This is a genomic window from Phenylobacterium sp. GW821-FHT12F10 (assembly GCF_058806695.1).
Window position 1 is genome coordinate 460,168 of sequence record NZ_JBXAPY010000001.1, and the last position, 19,416, is coordinate 479,583.

Below are 19,416 nucleotides of genomic sequence, written 5' to 3' on the forward strand. Positions count from 1 at the left end.
AAACTGTAAAGCCGAGGCCGAATCTACTTTACCCAAAATGAGTGTAGTCGATTTGACGGAATGTTTAGTGCTGGTCCGGCAGAACAGACCTCTGTTCCACCAGAGGTTTCTTCATGCTGCGTCTCGCCCTGATCTCGATCGCCGCCCTCTCTGTCGCCGGGGCCGCGCAGGCGCAGGATCTCAAGCTGTCGGGAGACCTGGCGGTGGTGTCCGACTACCGGTTCCGCGGCTATTCCCTGTCGGACGAACAGCCGGCCGTGCAGGGCGGCCTGACCCTGACCGGATCGTCGGGCTTCTACGCCGGCGCCTGGGCATCGACCATCGACGAGTACGGGGCCGACGCGGCCGGCAAGGGCGCGACGGTCGAGTTCGATCTCAGCCTGGGCCGCGCCTTCAGCCTGGGCGCCTATGACTTCGACGTCGGGCTGGCGGCCTACACCTATCCCGGCGGGCAGGACGTGAACTTCGTGGAGATCCCGGTCTCGGTGGCGCGCACGGCCGGCGCCTGGACCTGGACCCTGGGCGGCGCCTACGCCCCGGCCCAGGCCAACACCGGGGACGAGGACAACACCTATGTCTATGGCTCGGCCGCCCTGGCGCCCGCAGCCTGGCCGGTGAGCCTGGACGCGACGCTCGGCTGGGAGGACGGCGCCTTCGCCGACCGCAAGACCGACTGGTCGCTCGGGGTCAGCAAGAGCTTCGGCCCGGTCAGCCTCTCGGCCCGCTATGTCGGGACCGACGCCGCCGGGGTGGACTCGACCGTGGTGGCCTCGCTCGGGGTGGCCTTCTAGGCCACCCGCACGCGGGCGGTCGATTCCGGCAGGTCCTGACCGAAGGCGCGCTGGAAGAACTCGGCGACGGTGCCGCGCTCCAGCTCGTCGCACTTGTTCAGGAAGGTCATCCGGAAGCCGAGCGCGATGTCGCCGCCGAAGATCTCGGTGTTCTGCGCCCAGGTGATCACCGTCCGCGGGCTCATGACCGTGGAGATGTCCCCGTTCATGAAGGCGTTGCGGGTCATGTCGGCGACGCGGACCATGGCGGCGATCGTGCGCTTGCCCTCGGGGGTGTTGTAGTGCGGCGCCTTGGACAGCACGATCTCGGCTTCCACGTCGTGGGCCAGGTAGTTCAGGGTGGTGACGATCGACCAGCGGTCCATCTGGCCTTGGTTGATCTGCTGGGTGCCGTGATAGAGGCCGGTGGTGTCGCCCAGACCGATGGTGTTGGTGGTCGAGAACAGCCGGAAGAACGGGTTGGGCCGGATCACGCGGTTCTGGTCCAGCAGGGTCAGCTTGCCCTGGGCCTCCAGGATGCGCTGGATCACGAACATCACGTCCGGGCGGCCGGCGTCGTATTCGTCGAACACCAGGGCCACCGGCCGCTGGATCGACCAGGGCAGGATGCCTTCACGGAATTCGGTGACCTGCTTACCGTCCTTCAGGACGATGGCGTCCTTGCCCACCAGGTCGATACGGCTGACGTGGCTGTCCAGGTTCACCCGGATCAGCGGCCAGTTGAGGCGCGCGGCCACCTGCTCGATGTGGGTCGACTTGCCCGTGCCGTGATAGCCCTGGACCATCACCCGGCGGTCGAAGGCGAAGCCCGCGCAGATCGCCCGGGTGGTCTCCGGATCGAACTTGTAGGACGGGTCGAGGTCCGGGACATGGCTGTCGCGCTCGCTGAAGGCGGGCACGGTCATGTCCACATCCACGCCGAAGGTTTCGCGGACGGAAACCTTCCGGTCCGGGACCAGGGTGAGGAGCTTGTCGTCTTGGTTTTCGGCGAAGGAAGTCATGGTGCGGTTCGATTACAGGCTTACGCGTGCGAAGCAAACGTGTGTTTGATGAAGGTCTGTCCCTGCGACCCATACCGGAATGACGAAGGGAGCGTCCACCCATGTTGCAGCAAGCCGTGCGGCCATATCGTGCGATTCAGGTCTTCGCCACTGAGTCGGGCTTCGGCGCCGAGATCGTCGGCGTGGACCTGTCGCGCCCGCTTTCCCCAGAGGCCCGCGAGGAAATCCGCACCGCCTGGGCCCGTCATTCGGTGGTCAGCTTCCCGGACCAGCCCCTGAGCCTGGACGAGCTTGAGGCCTTCACCCTGGAGATGGGAAAATTCGGGGTCGACCCGTTCATCGCCCCCATGCCCGGCCATCCCAACGTCCTGGAGCTGCGCCGGGAGCCCGACGAGAAGGCCACCAACTTCGGCGCGGGCTGGCATTCCGACTGGAGTTTCCAGGAAAAGCCCCCCGCCGCCACCCTGCTGCACTCCCAGGTCGTCCCGCCGGTGGGCGGCGACACCCTGTTCGCCGACTGCGCCAGCGCCTACGACGCGCTGTCGCCGGCCATGAAGGCCCTGCTGGCGCCGATGAAGGCCGTGCACTCGGCCGGCCGCGCCTATGGGACCAAGGGGGTCTTCGCCCGCGAGACCGAGAAGCGGACCATGGCCATCATCGTCTCCGAGGCGGCCGACCAGAGCCTGACCCATCCCCTGGTCCGCACCCACCCGGTCACCGGCCGCAAGGCCCTGTTCGTCAGCCCGGTCTACACGGTGGGCATCGAGGGGTTCGAGGCCAAGGAGGCCCAGGCCATCCTCGGCTTCCTGTTCGCCCACATCACCCAGGACCGGTTCGTCTATCGCCACAAATGGCGGCCCAACATGCTGCTGATGTGGGACAACCGCTGCACGGTCCACTTCGCCGAGGGCGGCTATGACGGCCACCTGCGCCTGATGCATCGGACCACGGTGGCCGGAGAGACGCCGGTCTGACCGCGCCCCTAGGCCATCTTGGCCTTGCGGAGCTGCTGGTAGGCCTTGATGACCCGCTGCAGCTTGTGCTCGGCCGAGCGGTCGCCGCCGTTGGAGTCCGGGTGGGTGCGCTTCACCAGCTCGATGTAGCGGGCGCGGATCGCCGGGCCGTCGGCGTTCTCGTCCAGGTCCAGGTCGGCCAGGGCGTTGCGCTCCAGCTTGCCCAGGCGTCGGCGCTCAGGGGCGTTGGCGGCCCGTGGGTTGCCGTTGCCGCTGCCGAACAGGTTGAAGGGGTCGCGATAGCCCTTGCCCTGACCAAAGCCCTGGGCCGCGGCGGCGGCCTCGCGGGAGAAGCGGCCGGCCTTGAAGTCCCAGGTCGGACGGTCGCCCTGGGCGCTCTGGGCCTGGCGCTGCTTGATCTCGCCCTCGCTCATCCCGGCGAAGAAGTTCCAGTTGCGGTTATATTCCGCCGCGTGCGGCTGGCAGAACCAGTAGTGCTCGTTGAGCATGTCCCGGGACTTGGGCGCGCGCGCGCTGCCCGCCAGCCGGCATCCCGGATGGTCGCAAGCCCGTTCCCCGGGCTTGAGCGCATAGACGTCGTCGGTCTGCGCGGCCTCCCCGGGGGTCGGCGGGCGCACCCGGATATCGACGAACTTAGGCTTGTATTGAAACGCGCCGGCCATGACCCAAGTATGAAGCGGTCTGAGACCCTTTCAAGAATTGAAGATTATCCAAATGGGCGCCATATTTGAGGCCATCCACGACAAGCTCACCGAAGCGTTCTCCCCCACCCGCCTGGAAATCGAAGACGATTCCGCCCGACATGCGGGACATGCGGGGGCCAGCGCCTCGGGCGAGAGCCATTTTAATGTAGTCATTCAAGCCCAGGCCTTCGAGGGCGCCCCCAAGGTGGCGCGGCAGCGGATGGTCTACCGGACATTGGCCGAGGAGCTGGCAGGTCCCCTGCATGCGCTCTCGGTGAAGGCCCTCGCACCGGGCGAGGACTGATCTAACTTTCGAAATGGCGCCGCCGGCCAAGGCGGCCCCGCGCTGGGGAGGCGTGTTTGAAGACGACCATCACCGTAAACGGGCAGGCGAGGGCGCTCGACCTCGATCCCCGCACCAGCCTGCTCGACGCCCTGCGCGAGCATCTCAACCTCAAGGGCTCCAAGAAGGGCTGCGACCACGGCCAGTGCGGCGCCTGCACCGTCCTGGTGAACGGGGTGCGGATCAATGCCTGCCTCAGCCTGGCGGTGATGCACGACGGCCATGAGGTCACCACCATCGAGGGCATCGGCGGCGAGGCCAACCTGCACCCGATGCAGCAGGCCTTCCTGGAGCAGGACGCCTTCCAGTGCGGCTACTGCACCCCCGGCCAGATCTGCTCGGCCGTGGGCATGCTGCAGGAGGCCGCGGAGAACTGGCCCAGCCAGGCCACCGACGACCTCACCGGCGCCATCGCGCTCACCGACGCCGAGATTCGCGAACGGATGAGCGGCAACATCTGCCGCTGCTCGGCCTATCCCCAGATCATCGCGGCGATCCGCGACGTGGCCGGAGAGGTGGCATGAGGCCCTTCACCTACGAACGTCCCACCGATGTCGCCGCCGCGGTGAAGGCCGTGGCCGCCACGCCGGGCGCCAAGTTCCTGGCCGGCGGAACCAACCTGCTGGACCTGATGAAGCTCGATATCGAGCAGCCCACCCACCTGGTGGACGTCAACCGCCTGCCGCTGTCGGCCATCGAGGACACCGCCGAGGGCGGCCTGCGGATCGGCGCCATGGTCACCAACAGCCACCTGGCCGCCGACGCCCGGGTTCGCGCCCGCTATTCGGTCCTGACCCAGGCCATCGTCTCGGGCGGCTCGGGCCAGTTGCGCAACAAGGCCACCACCGGCGGCAACCTGCTGCAGCGGACCCGGTGCGCCTATTTCTATGATCCCTCCAAGCCCTGCAACAAGCGCCACCCCGGCTCCGGCTGCAGCGCGCTGGAGGGCCTGAACCGCAACAGCGCCATCTTCGGCGCCAGCGACGCCTGCATCGCCACCCATCCCTCGGACATGGCCGTGGCGCTCACCGCCCTGGACGCCCAGGTGGAGACGGTGACGCCGCAGGGGGCCACGCGGACCCTGGCGGTGGCCGACCTGCACCGCCTGCCCGGCGACACCCCACACATCGAGACCAACCTGGCGCCCGGCGAGCTGATCGCCGCGGTGATCCTGCCCCCGGCGGCTGCGGGCGGGCAGATCTATCACAAGGCCCGCGACCGGGCCTCCTACGCCGGCGGCCTGGCCAGCGTCGCGGTGGTGGGGACCAAGGTCGCCTTCGGCGCCGTGGCCCACAAGCCCTGGCGGGCGGAGAAGGCCGAGGCCGCGCTCGCCGCCGGCGCCAGCGCCGTCGAGGCCGCCCACGCCGAACTGGCCGGCGCACAGGACAATGGCAAGAACGGCTTCAAGATCGCCCTGGTGGCCCGCATGACGGCGGCGGCCCTGGACGAGGCCAAGCAAGGGAGAGGCGCATGAGCTCGGTCAAGGATTGGGCGGCCCCGAACCCCGTCACGGAAAACCGCAGCGGCATCATCGGCAAGGGCGTCGACCGCTACGAGGGCAAGCTGAAGGTCACCGGCACGGCGGCCTACGCCTATGAGGTCGAGCCGCCCTCGCCGCCGGCCTATGGCTACCTGCTGCCGGCCACCATCGCGCGAGGCCGGATCACCGCCATCGACACCGCCGCCGCCGAAGCGTCCCCCGGCGTCCAGATCGTCTGGACCCACCTGAACGTTCCCAAACAGGCCCGCCGGGGCGAGCGGGCCAACCCCCGCAGCCAGCGGGCGGCCAACCCGGCCCTGGCCTCCGACCGCGTGGAATTCTTCGGTCAGCCGGTGGCCTTCGTCGCCGCCGACACCTGGGAGAATGCGCGGGCCGCCGCCCACCTGATCCGGATCGACTATGCCGCCGAGCCGGCGGTGCTGGACTTCCGCGCCGCCCTCGCCTCTGCCGAAATGCCCCACGGGGAGGAGGACGTCCGCATCGGGGATTTCGACGGCGCCTACGCCAAGGCCCCGGTGCAGATCGACGAGACCTATTTCAGCCCGATCCAGAACCATGTGCAGATGGAGCCCTGCGCCACCACCGCCTGGTGGGATGGCGACAAGGTCACGGTCCACACCTCGATCCAGATGGTGAAGGGCGGCCAGCACGCCCTGGCCGAGACCCTGGCCATCCCCTCGGACCGGGTCCACCTGCTGACCCGCTACATCGGCGGCGGCTTCGGCGGCAAGGGCCAGTCCTATGACGACCTGACGCTCGCGGCCCTGGGCGCCCAGGCGCTGGGGCGGCCGGTGAAGGTGGCCTACACCCGCCAACAGATGTTCCAGGCCACGATCCACCGCCCGGCGGTCAGCATGCGGGTGCGCCTGGGGGCCGAGCCCGACGGCCGACTGAACGCCTTCGCGGTCGAGGCGGTCACCCACTGCGCCCGCAACGCCCCCTTCGTGGAGCACGCGGCCAACTTCTCCCGCAACCTCTACGCCGCCCCCAACCGCCTCACCGGCCACCGGCTGGTGAAGATGGACATCCCGGCCGCCGGCCCCATGCGGGCGCCGGGGGAGGCCTCGGGCATGCTCAGCCTGGAATGCGCCATGGACGAGCTGGCGGAGAAACTGGGGATCGACCCCATCGAGTTGCGCCTGCGCAACGAGCCGGACGTCGACCCGGAGACGGGCAAGCCCTTCTCCATCCGCCAACTGGTCCAGTGCCTGAACACCGGCGCCCAGCGCTTCGGTTGGGAGCGCCGCAACCCCAAACCCGGGCAGGTGCGTGACGGCCGCTGGCTGGTGGGCATGGGCATGGCCTGCGCCATCCGCGGCAACTTCCTGCTGCCGGCCAAGGCCGGGGTTCGGATCGACGCCGACGGCACGGTCACCCTGCGCCAGGGCATGACCGACATCGGCACCGGCACCTACACCATCCTGGCCCAGATCACCGCCGAGACCATGGGGGTGACGATGGAGCAGGTGAAGATCGAGCTGGGGGATTCCGACTTCCCGCCCGCCCCCGGCTCCGGCGGCCAGTTCGGGGCGGCCACGGCGGGCTCGGCGGCCTTCGAGGCCAATATGAACCTGCGCAAGGCGCTCGCCGAACTGGCCATCGGCGACCCCAACTCGCCGCTCTATGGCGGGGATCCCACCTACGTCACCTTCGGCAATGGCAATATCGCCATCGAGAACCGCTCGGAGAGCCTGGGCGCCCTGGTGGCCCGCGCCGCGCCGGAGGGGGTCTATGTGGAGGGCTCCATCACGCCCGCCGCCGACGCCCGCGACTATTCCCAGCACACCTACGGCGCCCACTTCGCCGAGGTCGGGGTGGACACGGTCACCGGCGAGGTGCGCATGCGCAAGATGTTCGGGGTGTTCGCCGCCGGCCGCATCCTCAACGCCAAGACCGCCCGGAGCCAGGTCACCGGCGGCATGATCTGGGGCGTCGGCACGGCGCTCACGGAGGGCAATGTGGTGGACGCCCGCTACGGCTCCTTCATCAACCAGGACATGGCCGGCTACCTGGTGCCCACCCATGCCGACATCGTCGACCTGGACGCGATCTTCCTCGACGAGGCCGACGACAAGGCCAATCCCATGGGGATCAAGGGGGTGGGAGAGCTGGGAATCTGCGGCGCCGGGGCGGCGGTGGCCAACGCCATCTACAACGCCTGCGGGGTCCGCCTGCGTGACTTCCCGATGACCCCGGATAAGGTGCTGGAAGGCCTGATGGCGAAGGGTCTCTAGGGCCCTTCAGCCTCGGCGATCACTTGTTTCGATTGAGATAGGTGATCGCCAGGCCCGCGGCGCAGCCCAGGAACAGGATGCCCGCGATCACCCGGATCGCGTCGATCAGGAAGCCCGCGATCGCCGCGGCCACCATGACGGCGAGGAAGACGCCGGCCCACTTGGCCATGGCGGTCTAGCCGACCTTGGCGCGCAGTTCGCCCAGGATGCGGGCCAGGTCGCTCTCGCGGAAGGGTTTCTGCAGGACCGGCGAACCCCTGTCGACGTCGCGCAGGCCCGCGTCGCCATAGCCGGTGGCGAAGGCGAAGGGCGCGCCCTTGGCCCGCAGGATGTCGGCCAGCGGAAAGATCGGCTGGCCCCCCAGGTTCACGTCCAGGACCGCGCAGTCGATGGGGGTGGATTCGGCCAGCGCGATGGCCTCGTCCAGGCGCGCGGCCGGGCCGATCACCACGCAGCCGAGGTCCGACAGCATGTCCTCGATCAGCATCGAGACCATCATCTCGTCCTCGACCACGAGAACCCGCAGACCCGCCAGATCGGTCAGAGCGCTCATTGGGAAATCTCCAGCAGGTTTACCGACGTCACCATATCGCAGGACGGCTCCGGGCCACGATAGTCAAGTCCGGTGTGGCCGTCTGTCCGGTGCCGCACATGGTCAAGCTGGCTCCCCGCCCGCATTTCGCCTTGCGAGAAAACCACGCGGCCTTCGGTTCGGTTCCACACGGTGAAAACTCCCGTCTGGCCGCGTCATGCCTCCAGCGGGGCGTTCTGATCCAGGGGCGGCGATATGCGCAGGGTGGTGATCTGGTTCCGGACCCGTTTGACCACCTGGAAGCGGTGGCGGTGGAAGATGAAGGTCTGGCCGATCTTCGGAATGGTCTGGGCCTCGTGGATCACCAGGCCGGCCACGGTCACCGCGTCGTCGTCGGGCAGGTCCCAGTCCATGGCGCGATTGAGATCGCGGATGGTCACCGAGCCGTCCACCACCACCGCCCCGTCGGCCTGGCGGCGGACGCCGTGGATGGCGCTGTCGTGCTCGTCGTCGATCTCGCCGACGATCTCCTCGAGGATGTCCTCCAGGGTCACCAGGCCCTGCAGGGCGCCGTACTCGTCCACCACCAGGGCGAAGTGGCTCTGGCGCTTGAGGAAGGCGTTCAGCTGGTCCTTCAGGTTGGTGGTCTCGGGTATGAACCAGGGCTCGCGGATGATCTCGGAGACCCTGAGGTCGTCCATCCGGCCGCCGGAGTCGGCGATCGCCTGCAGCAGGTCCTTGGCGTGCAGCACGCCGACGATGTTTTCGGCGTCGTCCCGATAGAGCGGCACCCGGGTGTGGGCGCTGGCCAGCATGGCGGTCACCAGCTCGGCGGGCGGCAGGTCGGCGTCGATCATCGAGATCGACATGCGGTGGACCATCACCTCGCTGACGTCCATGTGGGAGAGGTCCAGCACGCCCCCCAGCATGCGGCGGTCGCGCTCCTCCACCAGGCCCTCGGAGTGGTGGTACTCCACCGCCCCGCGGATCTCCTCGTGGGCGGCCAGGACGTCGATGTCCATGGACAGCTTGATGCCGAAGGGCCTCAGGGTCTGACGCACCACCCACTGGGCGCCGTTGGCGAGCGGCCCGAAGATGCGCACCACCCAATAGGTGGGGATCGACAGGGCCCGGGCCACGTCGTCGGCCCGGGCGATGGCCAGGGACTTGGGCAGGATCTCGCTGAAGATCACGATCAGCACCGTCATCACCCCGGTGGCGATCAGGGCCCCCAGGGGCCCTGGGAAGGCGGTGGACAGCGCCAGAGTGGTGAGGGCCGAGGCGCCGATGTTGATGACGTTGTTGGAGAGCAGGATGGCCCCGATCATCTTCTCCTGATCGGACATCATCACGTTGATGCGGCGGGCGGCGCGGTCGCCCTCGCGCTCCAGCTGGTGCATCCGGCCGCGGCTGGCCGCCGTCATCGAGGTCTCCGCCGCCGAGATCAGGCCCGACAGGCTGAGCAGGGCGATCAGGATGGGGGCGAGACCTGCGATGATCGCCAGGACGCTCACGGCTTGGCTCCTTCCGAGATGAGGAATTCACGCACGGCCTGGGCGCTGACGTCCTTGGCCACGAAGGTGTCGCCGAGCGCGCGCGCCAGGATGAAGGTCAGCTTGCCGCCGTCGGCCTTCTTGTCCTGGCCCATATGGCGGACCAGGGCCTCGGCGTGGAAGGGCGCGGGCGTCACCGCGTCCATGCGGGTGGGCAGGCCGGCCGCGGCGATGGCGGCCTCGGCGCGGACCGCGTCCTGGGCCGAACACAGCCCCTGGGCGGCGGAGAACCGGAAGGCGATGGCCGAACCCGCCGCGACGGCCTCGCCGTGCAGCAGGGCCTCGCCGTAGCCGGTCTCGGCTTCCAGGGCGTGGCCGAAGGTGTGGCCGAGATTGAGCAGGGCCCGGCGGCCCGCCTCCTTCTCATCCTCGATGACGATCTCGGCCTTCATCTCCACGGAACGCGCGACGGCATGGGAAAGCGCCTCGGGTTGCCGCGTCAGGACGGCGGCGGCGTTGGCCTCCAGCCACTCGAAAAAGGAAAAATCCCCCAGCAGGCCGTACTTGATGACCTCGGCGTAGCCCGCCCGCATTTCGCGGTCGCTGAGGGTGGACAGCACGTCGAGGTCGGCCAGGACCAGGCGCGGCTGGTGGAAGGCGCCCACCAGGTTCTTGCCGCGCGGGGTGTCGATGGCGGTCTTGCCCCCCACCGAGGAGTCCACCTGGGCCAGCAGGGTGGTGGGGATCTGCACGAAATCGACGCCGCGCTTGTAGATGGCCGCGGCGAAGCCGGCGAGATCGCCCACCACCCCGCCGCCGAAGGCCACGATCAGGTCGTTCCGGTCCAGCTCCAGGGCCAGCAGGCGGTCCGACAGGTCGGCCAGACCCTCGAAGCTCTTGGTCTGTTCCCCCGGCGGCACCACGATGGCCGGGCAGGCGATGCCGGCGGCCTCCAGCGAGGCGGTCAGCCGCGCGCCGTGCAGGCGCCACACGGTCTCGTCGCTGACCACCGCCACGCGCTTGTTCTTCACGAAGGGGGCGATGCGCGTCCCGGCTTCGTCCAGCAGCCCTCGGCCGATCACGACCTCGTAGGACCGCTCGGCGAGACCCACGGGGACGATGCGGGGCGTCATGACGAGGCTTCCTCGGACTTCGACTGCACGTAGGCCGACAGGGCCTGGATGACCTGGTCCACCGTCACGTGATGGGCGGCGTCGCCGGTCTCCACCATGACGTCGGCCTGGGCGTAGATGGGGTAGCGCTCGGCGGCCTGGTCCTGCAGCACGCTCAAGGGGTCGCGGCCGGCGATGAGCGGGCGGTTGTCCTTGCGCGACACCCGGCGGGCCAGGACCTCCAGGTCGGCCTTCAGCCAGACGGAGATGGAGCGGGCCTTGATGAGGGCGCGGGTCTCGGGGTTCATGAAGGCGCCCCCGCCGGTGGCCAGTACGTGGGGCGGCTCGTCCAGCAGGCGGGCGATCACCCGGCGCTCGCCCTCGCGGAAGGCGGGCTCCCCCAGATCGGCGAAGATGTCGGGGATGGAGCGGCCGGCGGCGGCCTCCACCTCGGCGTCGGCGTCGCGGAACGGCAGTTCCAGAGCGTTGGCCAGGCGACGGCCCACGCTGGATTTGCCGACCCCCATCAGGCCGACGAGGGTGATGGTGCGGGCGCGTAGCGGTTTGTAACGGTCCATGAACGGCGCAGGTCTACATCAGGGCGAGCCCGCGCGCCAATGCCCGCGCTGTGCGTTAGGATAAGGCCATGATCGGTCGAAGCGTTTCCCTGGCGGTCCTGACCGCCCTCGTCCTGGCCCCGCAGGCCTCCGCCCAGGCCGTGGAGGTCGCGCCTCTCGCGGCGCCTGACTTCTTCTCCACCGGGGCCCGGGACACCGGGCTTCCGCCGGAACTCTGGCGCGGCGCCTCGGGCCAGACGATGCGGACGGTCCTGCCCCTGCTGACCGCGAAGCCCCTGTCGCCGGCCGCCCAGGCCCTGGCGCGGCGCGTCTTGGCCACCGGCGCGGCTGGTCCCGATGACGCCGGGCGCGACGCCGGCGTGGCCGGCGCCCGGGTCGGCGCCCTGATCGCCCTGGGCGGGGTGAAGGACGCCGCGGCCATCCTGTCGCGCACCGCGGGCCTGGATCAGAACCCGGTCCTGGCCCAGGCCGGGGCGGAGGCGGCCCTGCTGTCGGCGGACGACGACGGCGCCTGCGCGATCTCCGACAAGCTCGTCGCCGGGCGCGAGGAGGCCTACTGGCTGCGCCTGCGGGCCTATTGCCAGCTCAAGGCGGGCAATTCCGGCGCCGCCCAGCTCACCTTCGACCTGGCCCAGAGCCAGGCCCGCGATCCCGTCTACGGCCGCTTGATGGGCGCCAAGCTGGCCGGCGGCGGCGATCCCGGCGCACCCTCCCTGCGCAATGGCCTGGACTACGCCCTGACCCGCAATCTTGGCCTGCCGGTGAACGGCCCGGCCGCCCCTGCCGTCGCCGCCGCCCTCGCCGGCGCGGGCGCCGGTCCCGCGACCTGGCCCATCGAGGGCGGCCCGGGTCCGGTGAAGGCCGCCATGGCCGCGATGGCGGCCGGCGACCTGGCGACCGCCCAGACGATGCGGTCGGGCCTGACCTCCGACACGATCCCGGGCGCCACCATCACCGACCTGGCCCTGCTGGACGCCATGATCTCGGCGGTCTCGGGCAAGGCCGACCCCCAGACCCTGGACCGCCTCATCGAGCGCGGCGCGGTGGGCGACCCCAAGACCCGCGCCCGGGCCCAGCAGGCCGCCCTGCTGCTGGCCGCCCTGGGCGCCCCCATGAGCCCCCAGGCCCGGGGTCAGTTCGCGGGCTTCACCGCCGCCGAGGCCAAGGCGCCGGCCGCCCGCGCCTTCGCCCTCGACCGGGCCGGCGCCGAGAAGTTGCCGGGGGAGACCGCCCTGCTGGCCCTGTGGATTTCCGCCGACGCCGGGGCTGCCGGTCCCGCCGCCGGGGACCGGGCGCGGATCGTCCGCGCGCTCAAGGCTGCGGGCCTGGAGGAGGACGCGCGGGCCTTCGCCGTCGAAGGCCTCCTGGCCGTCCGATGAGCGCCGCATCCGGCTGGGCCGAGGCCTTCCTGGAAATGATGGCCGTGGAGCGGGCGGCGGCCAAGAACACCATCACCGCCTACGGCAAGGACCTGGCCGACGCGAGCGGCTTCCTGGCCGGGCGCGGCCGCGACCTGGGCGACGCCTCGGCCGAGGACATCGAGGCCTATTTCGCCGCCATCGGCGCGCGCGGCCTGTCCCCGGCCACCGCCTCGCGCCGCCGCGCGGCGGTTCGGCAATTCTACCGCTTCGTCCTGGGGGAGGGCTGGCGCAACGACGACCCGTCGCGCCGGGTGGACGCCCCCAAGCGCGGCCGCCCCCTGCCCAAGGTCCTGAGCCGCGACGAGGTGGACCGCATCATCGCCGCGGCCAGCGCCAAGGACGGCGCCCAGGGCCTGCGGATCGGTTGCGTGGTGGAGCTGATCTACGCCTCGGGCCTGCGGATCTCCGAGCTCACCGCCCTGCCGCTGGCGGCCCTGGCGCGGGACCCCGCCTACCTCATGGTCACCGGCAAGGGCGGCAAGGATCGGCTCGCCCCCCTCAATGACGCCGCGCGCACGGCGGTGAAGGCCTATCTGGAGGTCCGCAAGGTCTTCCTGCCCAAGGGGGACCTCGCCAATCCCTGGCTGTTCCCCTCGCGCGGCAAGGCCGGGCGCATGACGCCGCGCCGCTTCGCCCAGCTGCTGGACGAGGCCGCCGCCGACGCCGGGATCGACCCGGCCCGGGTCAGCCCCCACGTCCTGCGCCACGCCTTCGCCACCCACCTGCTGGAGGGCGGCGCCGACCTGCGGGTGGTGCAGAAGCTGCTGGGCCACGCCGACATCGCCACCACCCAGATCTACACCCACATGGCCGGCGAGCGCCTGGCCCAGGTGGTGGCCAGCAAGCATCCGCTCTCGAGAAAGTCCTGAACGGGAAAAGCCGCCCGCGTGAGCGGACGGCTTCCCTCAGGGCTCTGGATCAGGCTGGGGGTCAGCCGGTGATCCGATAGCGGCCCTGGCTGTCGGGGCAGACGCGGACGTAGCGCACGTCGCGGCCGTACTCGTCCACCGGCGCGGGGGCCAGGCGGCAGCGGCTGCGGTTGTAGTAGCTGTAGTCGTACTGGCCCGTGCGCTGGCCGCGGTCGTAGCGGCTTTCGCGATAGGGCACGGTCTCGGCGTAGTTGTAGTAGTAGCCGGCCTGGTCGCACTTGGCCTTGGCCGACTGCTTGCCGATCTGCGAGCCGGCGAGGCCGCCGACCACGGCGCCCAGCACCGCGCCCTCGGTCCGCGCGTTGCGGGCCGCGACGTTGGAGCCGATAGCCGCGCCGGCCAGGGCGCCGATCAGGCCGCCGGCCACCTGGCCGTTACGGTTGTTGGACGAGCGGCAGGGGTCGGCATAGGCCGAACCCGAATAGGAGGTGTCGCGGCCATAGCCGTTGGCGTCCCAGCGCGCGGAATCCCAGGTCGGGGCGGGACCGTAGGAGCGGGCATAGGCGCCGTAGCCGTAGCGGGCGTCATAGCGGGCGCGGTCGCGCTCATAGCGGTCGCGCCTGGCGTCGTATTCGGCCCGGGCGCGATCGTACTCGGCGCGAGTGACCTGATAGTCGGCCTGGTCCTGCTGGTAGGCGCGCATGTCGCGCTGGTACTGCTGGGTGGGTTGGTATTGGGCGAAGGCGGGGGCGGCCGTGGCCAGCATCGCCGTCGTCACCAAAGCGGTCTTAAGCGTCTTCATGGTGTGCGTTCTCCTCGAACAAACGACGGACCGCTCCCGTCCCGGCGGTCTCGTGAACAATGGGGTCCTTGCGACCTCGGCTTACCAAACGTGGAGTCTTGGCGGCGGTTGCACGAACACTGTTCGAATACGCTAGACCTTGCGGGCAGGGCTCTTGAGCAACTCTACCAGGGCGAGAGACAGGGCCCGGGTGGAGGTCAGCTTGTCGGCCAAGCTCAAGGCGATGACCGGCCCGACGTCGGTCTTGTTGACGTCGACGATGTAGATCTTGCCGCTGGGCTCATCGCGCAGGATGTCCAGCCCGCCCCAGTCGAGTCCCATGCGCGCCGCGAACCGCGCGATCAGATCCAGCTCCTGCCGGCTGTAGATATCCTCCGGGGCCGCGCGGGTGACCGCCAGGTTGTGGATCGAGAAACGGTTCGCCGCCGGCTTTCGCTTGATCCAGACCACGGCGGGCTTGCCCCCCACGCAGGGGGTCCGCAGGTCGTGGATGTAGGGGCCGACCGAGGTGTCGACGAGCTTCTGGTAGGTCTTGCCCGGCGCCCGGGGGTGGGGGCAGATGATCACCCGCCCGTCATGCACGCCGTTCAATTCGCCCTTTTCCACCGCCGGGCCGACGAAGGTCTCCGGATCGATGGCCAGGGGATAGCCGAACACCTCCTCGAACACCGCCGCGACGCGGCTCTTGGAGACGTCCAGGCAGCCGAAGTTGAAGGCCCGCGCGTGGGCAGGCGTGGCCCTCAGGCCCCAGGTGGCGTCCTCGAAGCAGAAGCTGGCGTCGGCCTCGTCCGGTGACCTGGCCATGCGACAGCCGCTCCAGGCCATGGCCGCCCAGATGAGGTACCAGGGTCGCGGCTTGTCGGGGACGAACCAGATGGCCGGCCCCGGGGCCCGCGTCGCCATCAGCCACCAGGACCGGGCGCGGACGATCAGGTGATAGCCGAACCAGTTGAGACACTCCCCGATCAGGGTGGCGTCCAGGGCGATCTTCGTCCCGGTCTTGTGGACGGTCAGGCCGCCGCGATGGAACTGGAAGTCGCTGAACCAGCCGCCCTTGGGCGAGAGCCCGGACGCCCCCGGCATCAGGGGCGAGGGCGTCTGCAGTTCGCTCATGGGAGCCTCGCAATGTCTCAGAGACCGGGCACGACCCCATAGTGAACCCGCCAGGCCAATACGCTCAAGCTGGCGAGGCGTTCCCGGCCGTCTCCATCACGGCGCCCACCGCGGCGATGCGGTCGACCCGGCGATAGGCGGGGTGCAGCAGCATGCCGCCGAAGACGTCGGGATCGATCTCGCGATAGCGCAGGCTCGCCCCCAGCTCGGCCGCCACGGTCTCCAGCTCGGCCTTCAGCCGGTCGCGCCCCTCGACGATGGCGCTGCCGGTGTAGAGCAGCAGGCGGCCGCCGGGCGGCAGACGGGCGAGCGCCGCCCGCGCCCAGTCCAGGGACAGCCGCGCCCCCAGCAGGTCGCCACCGTCGCGATAGGTCCGGCCGCCCGAGCCCAGCAGATAGGGCGGATTGGCGATCGCCGTGTCGAAGGGCCCGATCACCTTGGCCAGGCCGTCGCTCTCGACGATCTCGGCGCTGACCACGGCGGCCGCGGCGTTGATCCGAGCCAGGCGCAGGGCCTGGGGATTGATGTCGGCCAGCACGATGGCGGCCTGGGGACAGACCCGCGCCGCGGCGATCCCGCCGACCCCGGCGCCCGCGCCGATGTCGACGATGCGCCGAGCCGGGCCCAGCTCGGCGCGCAGGAAGTCGGCGAACCGGTAGCTGTCGGGGCCGAAGAACACCGCGTCCTTGGCCCGGGGCGGGAAGGCCGAGTGCAGGAACAGGTCCTCGCCGAGGCTGGCGACCCGCACCTTGCTGGAGAGCCGCGGGCCGCGCTCGGCCAGCACGCCGCCGGACCGCATCAGGTCGAGGATCTCGCTGTCGACGTCGCCGGAGCGGAACGGCCGGTTCCAGCCGAAGATGTCGCGCAGGGTGTGACGCCCGCCCTGGAACAGCCGCCACAGCACCTTGCGGTGGGTGTCGGGGGTGGGGGTGACGAACCGGTAGTCGCGGGCCTTCAGGGCCTGAAGCAGGGCCACCAGGGCCTCGTCCTCCGCCGTCACGAGGCGTGCGCCTGGGCGAGCGCTTCCTTGCGCAGGGCCAGCATGGAGGCCGGCATGCCCTTGGCCACCGCGCCGCGCACCATGCCGGCCGGGACGGGGGCGTCCACCGCCACGTGCAGCTCATAGGTCACGTGGGTTCCTCCGGGGATCGGGCGTAGCCGCCACTCGCCGTCCGAGCGCTTCCAGTCTCCGCCGGTGCGGTGGAAGGCCAGGCGGCGGGGCGGCTCCAGGGTCGTGCGGAAGACATTGCGCATCACCGGCTTGAAGGCGGCGCCCTGCAGACGGTGCTCGCGCACGTCCCACCGGCCCGCGGGGTCGCGCTCCAGGGTCTTGCAGGAGAGCAGCTTGGGCATGTAGCGCGGAGCGTCCGCGCAGTCGCTCAGCACCTTCCAGACCACGGCGGGCGGGGCGGCCACGTCCATGGCGGCGCGGATCACCCCGGCCGAGCCGCCCTCGGCCTGGGCCGAGACGGTGGGCGGGGCGTTGAAGCCGCCGGCGGCCAGGGCGGGGGAGGCCAGGCCGGCGGCCAGCAGCAGGGGAAGGGCGATTTTCATCCTGGCTGAGGTCTTCAGGGCTGATTTCGTTCCCGTTCGGGGCCACAGGGAACTGGCGCCGCGCCACCTACTTGTTAGGCTGAAGGTTCCCGCCTAGTTTCCGGCGCTTCCGCAAACGGAAGGAAGATTCCGCGCATGGTCGGCCACTATCTCGAATTCGAGCGCCCCATCGCCGACCTCGAAGCCAAGATCGAGGAGCTCTCCAAACTGTCGGAGACCACCGGTTCCGGCGCCCTGGAGACCGAGATCGAGGCTCTGCGCAGCCGCGCGCAGAAGATGCGCCGCGAGGCCTATTCCAAGCTGGACGCCTGGCAGAAGACCCTGGTGGCCCGCCACCCGGACCGCCCCCACTTCGTCGATTACGCCGCCGGCCTGATCGAGGAGTTCGTGGAGCTGCGCGGCGACCGGAAGTTCGCCGACGACCAGGCGATCATGGGCGGCCTGGGCCGTTTCCGCGGCCAGCCCGTGGTGGTGATGGGCAACGAGAAGGGCCGCGACACCGTCACCCGGGTGAAGCACAATTTCGGCTATGGCCGTCCCGAGGGCTACCGCAAAGCCATCCGCCTGATGGAGATGGCCGAGCGTTTCCACCTGCCGGTGATCTCCTTCGTCGACACCGCCGCGGCCTATCCCGGCGTCGGCTCGGAGGAACGTGGCGTGGCCGAGGCCATCGCGCGCGCCACCGAGAAGTCCCTGATGCTGGGCGTGCCCATGGTGGCGGTGGTCACCGGCGAGGGCGGCTCGGGCGGAGCGCTGGGCATCGCCTGCGGCAACCGGGTGCTGATGCTGGAGCACGCCATCTACACCGTGATCCCGCCGGAGGGGGCCAACTCCATCCTCTGGCGCGGCGCCCGCACCGCCGAGGAGGCCGCAAAGGCCCTGAAGATCACCGCCCAGGACCTGATCGCCATGAAGATCGTCGACCGGATCATCCCCGAACCCCCCGGCGGCGCCCATTCCGATCCGGAAGCCACCATCGCCTCGGTGGGGGACGCGGTGGAGGAAGAGCTGGCCACCCTGATCAAGATGGACTCCGCCCAGCTCAAGAAGCAGCGGGCCGATCGCTTCTACGCCATCGGCCGGACGGGCCTGCAATGAGGGCCCTGCTGATCGCCGCCGTGCTCGCGGCCGCGCTTCCGACGGTCTCGCAGGCGGCGCCGAAGACCGCCCTGGACCGCTGCCTGGCCTCGCCGGCCGGCGCCAGCACCATGGGTCAGATCCAGTGCATCGGTGACGCCGTTCAGGCGCAGGACGCACGCCTGAACCAGAACTACGCCAAGGCCATGAAGCCCCTGACCCCGGCGCAGAAGGCGAAGCTCCGCGCCGCCCAGCGCGCCTGGATCGCCTTCAAGGCCGCCGACTGCCAGTCGCTGCAGGACGATGAATGGGGCACGATATCCCGCGTGACCGCCAACATGTGCGTCCTGGACCGCACCACCGAACGCGCCGACGAGCTGGCGAACTATCCCGACCGCTGACCGCGTGGGGTGATCATGACCCCGTTCCGCGACTATTCCGGCTTCCAGGATCTGCGCGCCATGCAGAGCCTGACCCAACGCATTTGGTCGCCGACCACTCCGTTTCACATCGGCAACCTGGCCTGGGAGCGGTTCGAACATGTCGGCCGCGAACCGGAGTGGAAAACCAGGCTGTGGTTTGAGGGCGAGACCGTCCTCGCCTGGGGCTGGATCCACGATGGAAGTCACCTCTATTTCCAGATCGATCCGGCGCGGCTCGATCTGTTCGAGGAGGTCTTCAGCTGGTTCGAGACGGCGGCGATCGAGCCTGACCTCACCACCATGGTCCTGGACGCTCAGGCCGATCTGCTGGCCCGTCTCGCGGGCCGCGGCTACCGTGTGGTCGGCGACGATCATCCGTTCGGCCTTCGCACCTCGCGGGACCTGGAGAACCTCAAGCCCGTGGTTCTGCCGTGGGGCCACCGCGCCCTGTCCATGGCCGACCTGCGCGATCCCGAGCGCCGGGCCCTGGCCCATCGCAACGCCTGGAGCCGGATCGCCGGACGGGAAGCGGACCCTCCCGGGCGCTCCAGGGTGACGGGAGAGAGCTACCGCCAGGTGATGGCCGCCTGGCCGTATCGTCCCGACCTGGACTGGGTGATCGAGGCGCCAGACGGCCGGCTTGCGGCCAACGCCTGCGTCTGGCTCGATGAGGTCAACGGCGTCGGCCTCTTCGAGCCGGTCGGGACGGACGCGGACTTCCGCCGCCTTGGCTTGGCGCAGGCTGTTTGCCTCGCGGCGCTTCATGCCCTGAAGGCGGCCGGAGCGCGGCTCGCCTTGGTGGGGCCGCGGGGTGACGAGGGCTATCCGGCGCCCCGCGCCTTGTATGCCGGCCTCGGCTTCACGGCCTGCGGCCGTGAGATGATCCACGCGCGCAAACGGCTTGCTTGACCCGGCG

The 19,416-nt window shown here is 70.0% G+C and carries 22 protein-coding genes; 11 read left to right on the plus strand and 11 right to left on the minus strand.

What is annotated here, in order from left to right:
• Positions 1-113: 113 nt before the first annotated feature.
• The gene (locus AC1RN5_RS02295) at positions 114-791 is read left to right on the plus strand and encodes a TorF family putative porin (RefSeq protein ID WP_493039655.1); all 678 of its coding nucleotides are present in this window, start codon (positions 114-116) and stop codon (positions 789-791) included.
• On the opposite strand, the gene cobS is transcribed toward AC1RN5_RS02295, so the two are convergent.
• Positions 788-1,792 (minus strand): cobaltochelatase subunit CobS, encoded by a 1,005-nt coding sequence (cobS, locus tag AC1RN5_RS02300; RefSeq protein ID WP_421932807.1) that lies wholly within the window; start codon positions 1,790-1,792, stop codon positions 788-790. The two genes, AC1RN5_RS02295 and cobS, sit on opposite strands and share 4 nt — an antisense overlap.
• A gap of 101 nt (positions 1,793-1,893) precedes the next feature.
• Here cobS and AC1RN5_RS02305 point away from each other — a divergent pair, with 101 nt between their 5' ends.
• Positions 1,894-2,766 carry a TauD/TfdA dioxygenase family protein gene (locus AC1RN5_RS02305; protein WP_493039656.1) on the plus strand — a complete coding sequence of 291 codons (873 nt, stop codon included), beginning with the start codon at positions 1,894-1,896 and terminating at the stop codon, positions 2,764-2,766.
• 8 nt (positions 2,767-2,774) lie between these two features.
• On the opposite strand, the gene AC1RN5_RS02310 is transcribed toward AC1RN5_RS02305, so the two are convergent.
• Entirely contained in the window at positions 2,775-3,428 is a 654-nt protein-coding gene (locus AC1RN5_RS02310; protein ID WP_493039657.1) for a J domain-containing protein, read from the minus strand.
• A 52-nt stretch (positions 3,429-3,480) separates the two neighbouring features.
• Between AC1RN5_RS02310 and AC1RN5_RS02315 the strand changes: the two genes are divergently transcribed.
• The 4 genes from AC1RN5_RS02315 to AC1RN5_RS02330 are packed head-to-tail and all read left to right on the plus strand — an operon-like array spanning position 3,481 to position 7,527.
• Positions 3,481-3,753 (plus strand): BolA family protein, encoded by a 273-nt coding sequence (locus AC1RN5_RS02315; protein WP_493039658.1) that lies wholly within the window; start codon positions 3,481-3,483, stop codon positions 3,751-3,753.
• A 56-nt stretch (positions 3,754-3,809) separates the two neighbouring features.
• The gene (locus AC1RN5_RS02320; RefSeq protein WP_493039659.1) at positions 3,810-4,316 is read left to right on the plus strand and encodes a 2Fe-2S iron-sulfur cluster-binding protein; all 507 of its coding nucleotides are present in this window, start codon (positions 3,810-3,812) and stop codon (positions 4,314-4,316) included.
• Positions 4,313-5,266, plus strand: a complete 954-nt coding sequence (locus AC1RN5_RS02325; protein WP_493039660.1) for an FAD binding domain-containing protein — start codon at positions 4,313-4,315, stop codon at positions 5,264-5,266. The genes AC1RN5_RS02320 and AC1RN5_RS02325 overlap by 4 nt, the downstream gene beginning before the upstream one ends.
• Positions 5,263-7,527 carry a molybdopterin cofactor-binding domain-containing protein gene (locus AC1RN5_RS02330; protein WP_493039661.1) on the plus strand — a complete coding sequence of 755 codons (2,265 nt, stop codon included), beginning with the start codon at positions 5,263-5,265 and terminating at the stop codon, positions 7,525-7,527. The genes AC1RN5_RS02325 and AC1RN5_RS02330 overlap by 4 nt, the downstream gene beginning before the upstream one ends.
• Before the next feature lie 19 nt (positions 7,528-7,546).
• Here the strand turns inward: AC1RN5_RS02330 and AC1RN5_RS02335 are convergent, their stop codons facing one another.
• From AC1RN5_RS02335 to AC1RN5_RS02355, 5 genes are all read right to left on the minus strand, one after another.
• Entirely contained in the window at positions 7,547-7,696 is a 150-nt protein-coding gene (locus tag AC1RN5_RS02335; protein WP_493039662.1) for a hypothetical protein, read from the minus strand.
• A gap of 6 nt (positions 7,697-7,702) precedes the next feature.
• Positions 7,703-8,080, minus strand: coding sequence for a response regulator (locus tag AC1RN5_RS02340; RefSeq protein WP_493039663.1), 378 nt, complete (start codon positions 8,078-8,080; stop codon positions 7,703-7,705).
• A 194-nt stretch (positions 8,081-8,274) separates the two neighbouring features.
• Positions 8,275-9,573: an HlyC/CorC family transporter gene (locus AC1RN5_RS02345; RefSeq protein WP_493039664.1), complete on the minus strand. Its 1,299-nt coding sequence runs from the start codon at positions 9,571-9,573 to the stop codon at positions 8,275-8,277.
• Positions 9,570-10,685 (minus strand): 3-dehydroquinate synthase, encoded by a 1,116-nt coding sequence (gene aroB / locus AC1RN5_RS02350; protein ID WP_493039665.1) that lies wholly within the window; start codon positions 10,683-10,685, stop codon positions 9,570-9,572. The genes AC1RN5_RS02345 and aroB overlap by 4 nt, the downstream gene beginning before the upstream one ends.
• Positions 10,682-11,242, minus strand: a complete 561-nt coding sequence (locus tag AC1RN5_RS02355; RefSeq protein ID WP_421932796.1) for a shikimate kinase — start codon at positions 11,240-11,242, stop codon at positions 10,682-10,684. The genes aroB and AC1RN5_RS02355 overlap by 4 nt, the downstream gene beginning before the upstream one ends.
• A gap of 68 nt (positions 11,243-11,310) precedes the next feature.
• Between AC1RN5_RS02355 and AC1RN5_RS02360 the strand changes: the two genes are divergently transcribed.
• The gene (locus tag AC1RN5_RS02360; protein ID WP_493039666.1) at positions 11,311-12,621 is read left to right on the plus strand and encodes a hypothetical protein; all 1,311 of its coding nucleotides are present in this window, start codon (positions 11,311-11,313) and stop codon (positions 12,619-12,621) included.
• Complete coding sequence (locus tag AC1RN5_RS02365; protein ID WP_493039667.1) at positions 12,618-13,532, plus strand: site-specific tyrosine recombinase XerD; 915 nt, start codon at positions 12,618-12,620, stop codon at positions 13,530-13,532. Before AC1RN5_RS02360 ends, AC1RN5_RS02365 begins: the two co-directional genes overlap by 4 nt.
• A gap of 61 nt (positions 13,533-13,593) precedes the next feature.
• Here AC1RN5_RS02365 and AC1RN5_RS02370 read toward each other — a convergent pair whose 3' ends face one another.
• The 4 genes from AC1RN5_RS02370 to AC1RN5_RS02385 all read right to left on the minus strand — a co-directional run bounded on the left by AC1RN5_RS02370 (position 13,594) and on the right by AC1RN5_RS02385 (position 17,001).
• Positions 13,594-14,334 (minus strand): glycine zipper 2TM domain-containing protein, encoded by a 741-nt coding sequence (locus AC1RN5_RS02370; RefSeq protein ID WP_493039668.1) that lies wholly within the window; start codon positions 14,332-14,334, stop codon positions 13,594-13,596.
• A 132-nt stretch (positions 14,335-14,466) separates the two neighbouring features.
• Complete coding sequence (locus AC1RN5_RS02375; protein WP_493039669.1) at positions 14,467-15,447, minus strand: hypothetical protein; 981 nt, start codon at positions 15,445-15,447, stop codon at positions 14,467-14,469.
• 64 nt (positions 15,448-15,511) lie between these two features.
• Entirely contained in the window at positions 15,512-16,447 is a 936-nt protein-coding gene (locus AC1RN5_RS02380) for a methyltransferase (RefSeq protein ID WP_493039670.1), read from the minus strand.
• Positions 16,444-17,001: an SRPBCC family protein gene (locus tag AC1RN5_RS02385; protein ID WP_493039671.1), complete on the minus strand. Its 558-nt coding sequence runs from the start codon at positions 16,999-17,001 to the stop codon at positions 16,444-16,446. Before AC1RN5_RS02385 ends, AC1RN5_RS02380 begins: the two co-directional genes overlap by 4 nt.
• 135 nt (positions 17,002-17,136) lie before the next feature.
• Between AC1RN5_RS02385 and AC1RN5_RS02390 the strand changes: the two genes are divergently transcribed.
• From AC1RN5_RS02390 to AC1RN5_RS02400, 3 genes are read left to right on the plus strand one after another with little or no spacing between them, the layout of a single operon-like run.
• Positions 17,137-18,099, plus strand: a complete 963-nt coding sequence (locus AC1RN5_RS02390; protein WP_493039672.1) for an acetyl-CoA carboxylase carboxyltransferase subunit alpha — start codon at positions 17,137-17,139, stop codon at positions 18,097-18,099.
• Positions 18,096-18,479, plus strand: a complete 384-nt coding sequence (locus tag AC1RN5_RS02395) for a lysozyme inhibitor LprI family protein (protein WP_493039673.1) — start codon at positions 18,096-18,098, stop codon at positions 18,477-18,479. Before AC1RN5_RS02390 ends, AC1RN5_RS02395 begins: the two co-directional genes overlap by 4 nt.
• A gap of 15 nt (positions 18,480-18,494) precedes the next feature.
• Positions 18,495-19,409, plus strand: coding sequence for a hypothetical protein (locus tag AC1RN5_RS02400; protein ID WP_493039674.1), 915 nt, complete (start codon positions 18,495-18,497; stop codon positions 19,407-19,409).
• The last annotated feature ends 7 nt before the right edge of the window (positions 19,410-19,416 follow it).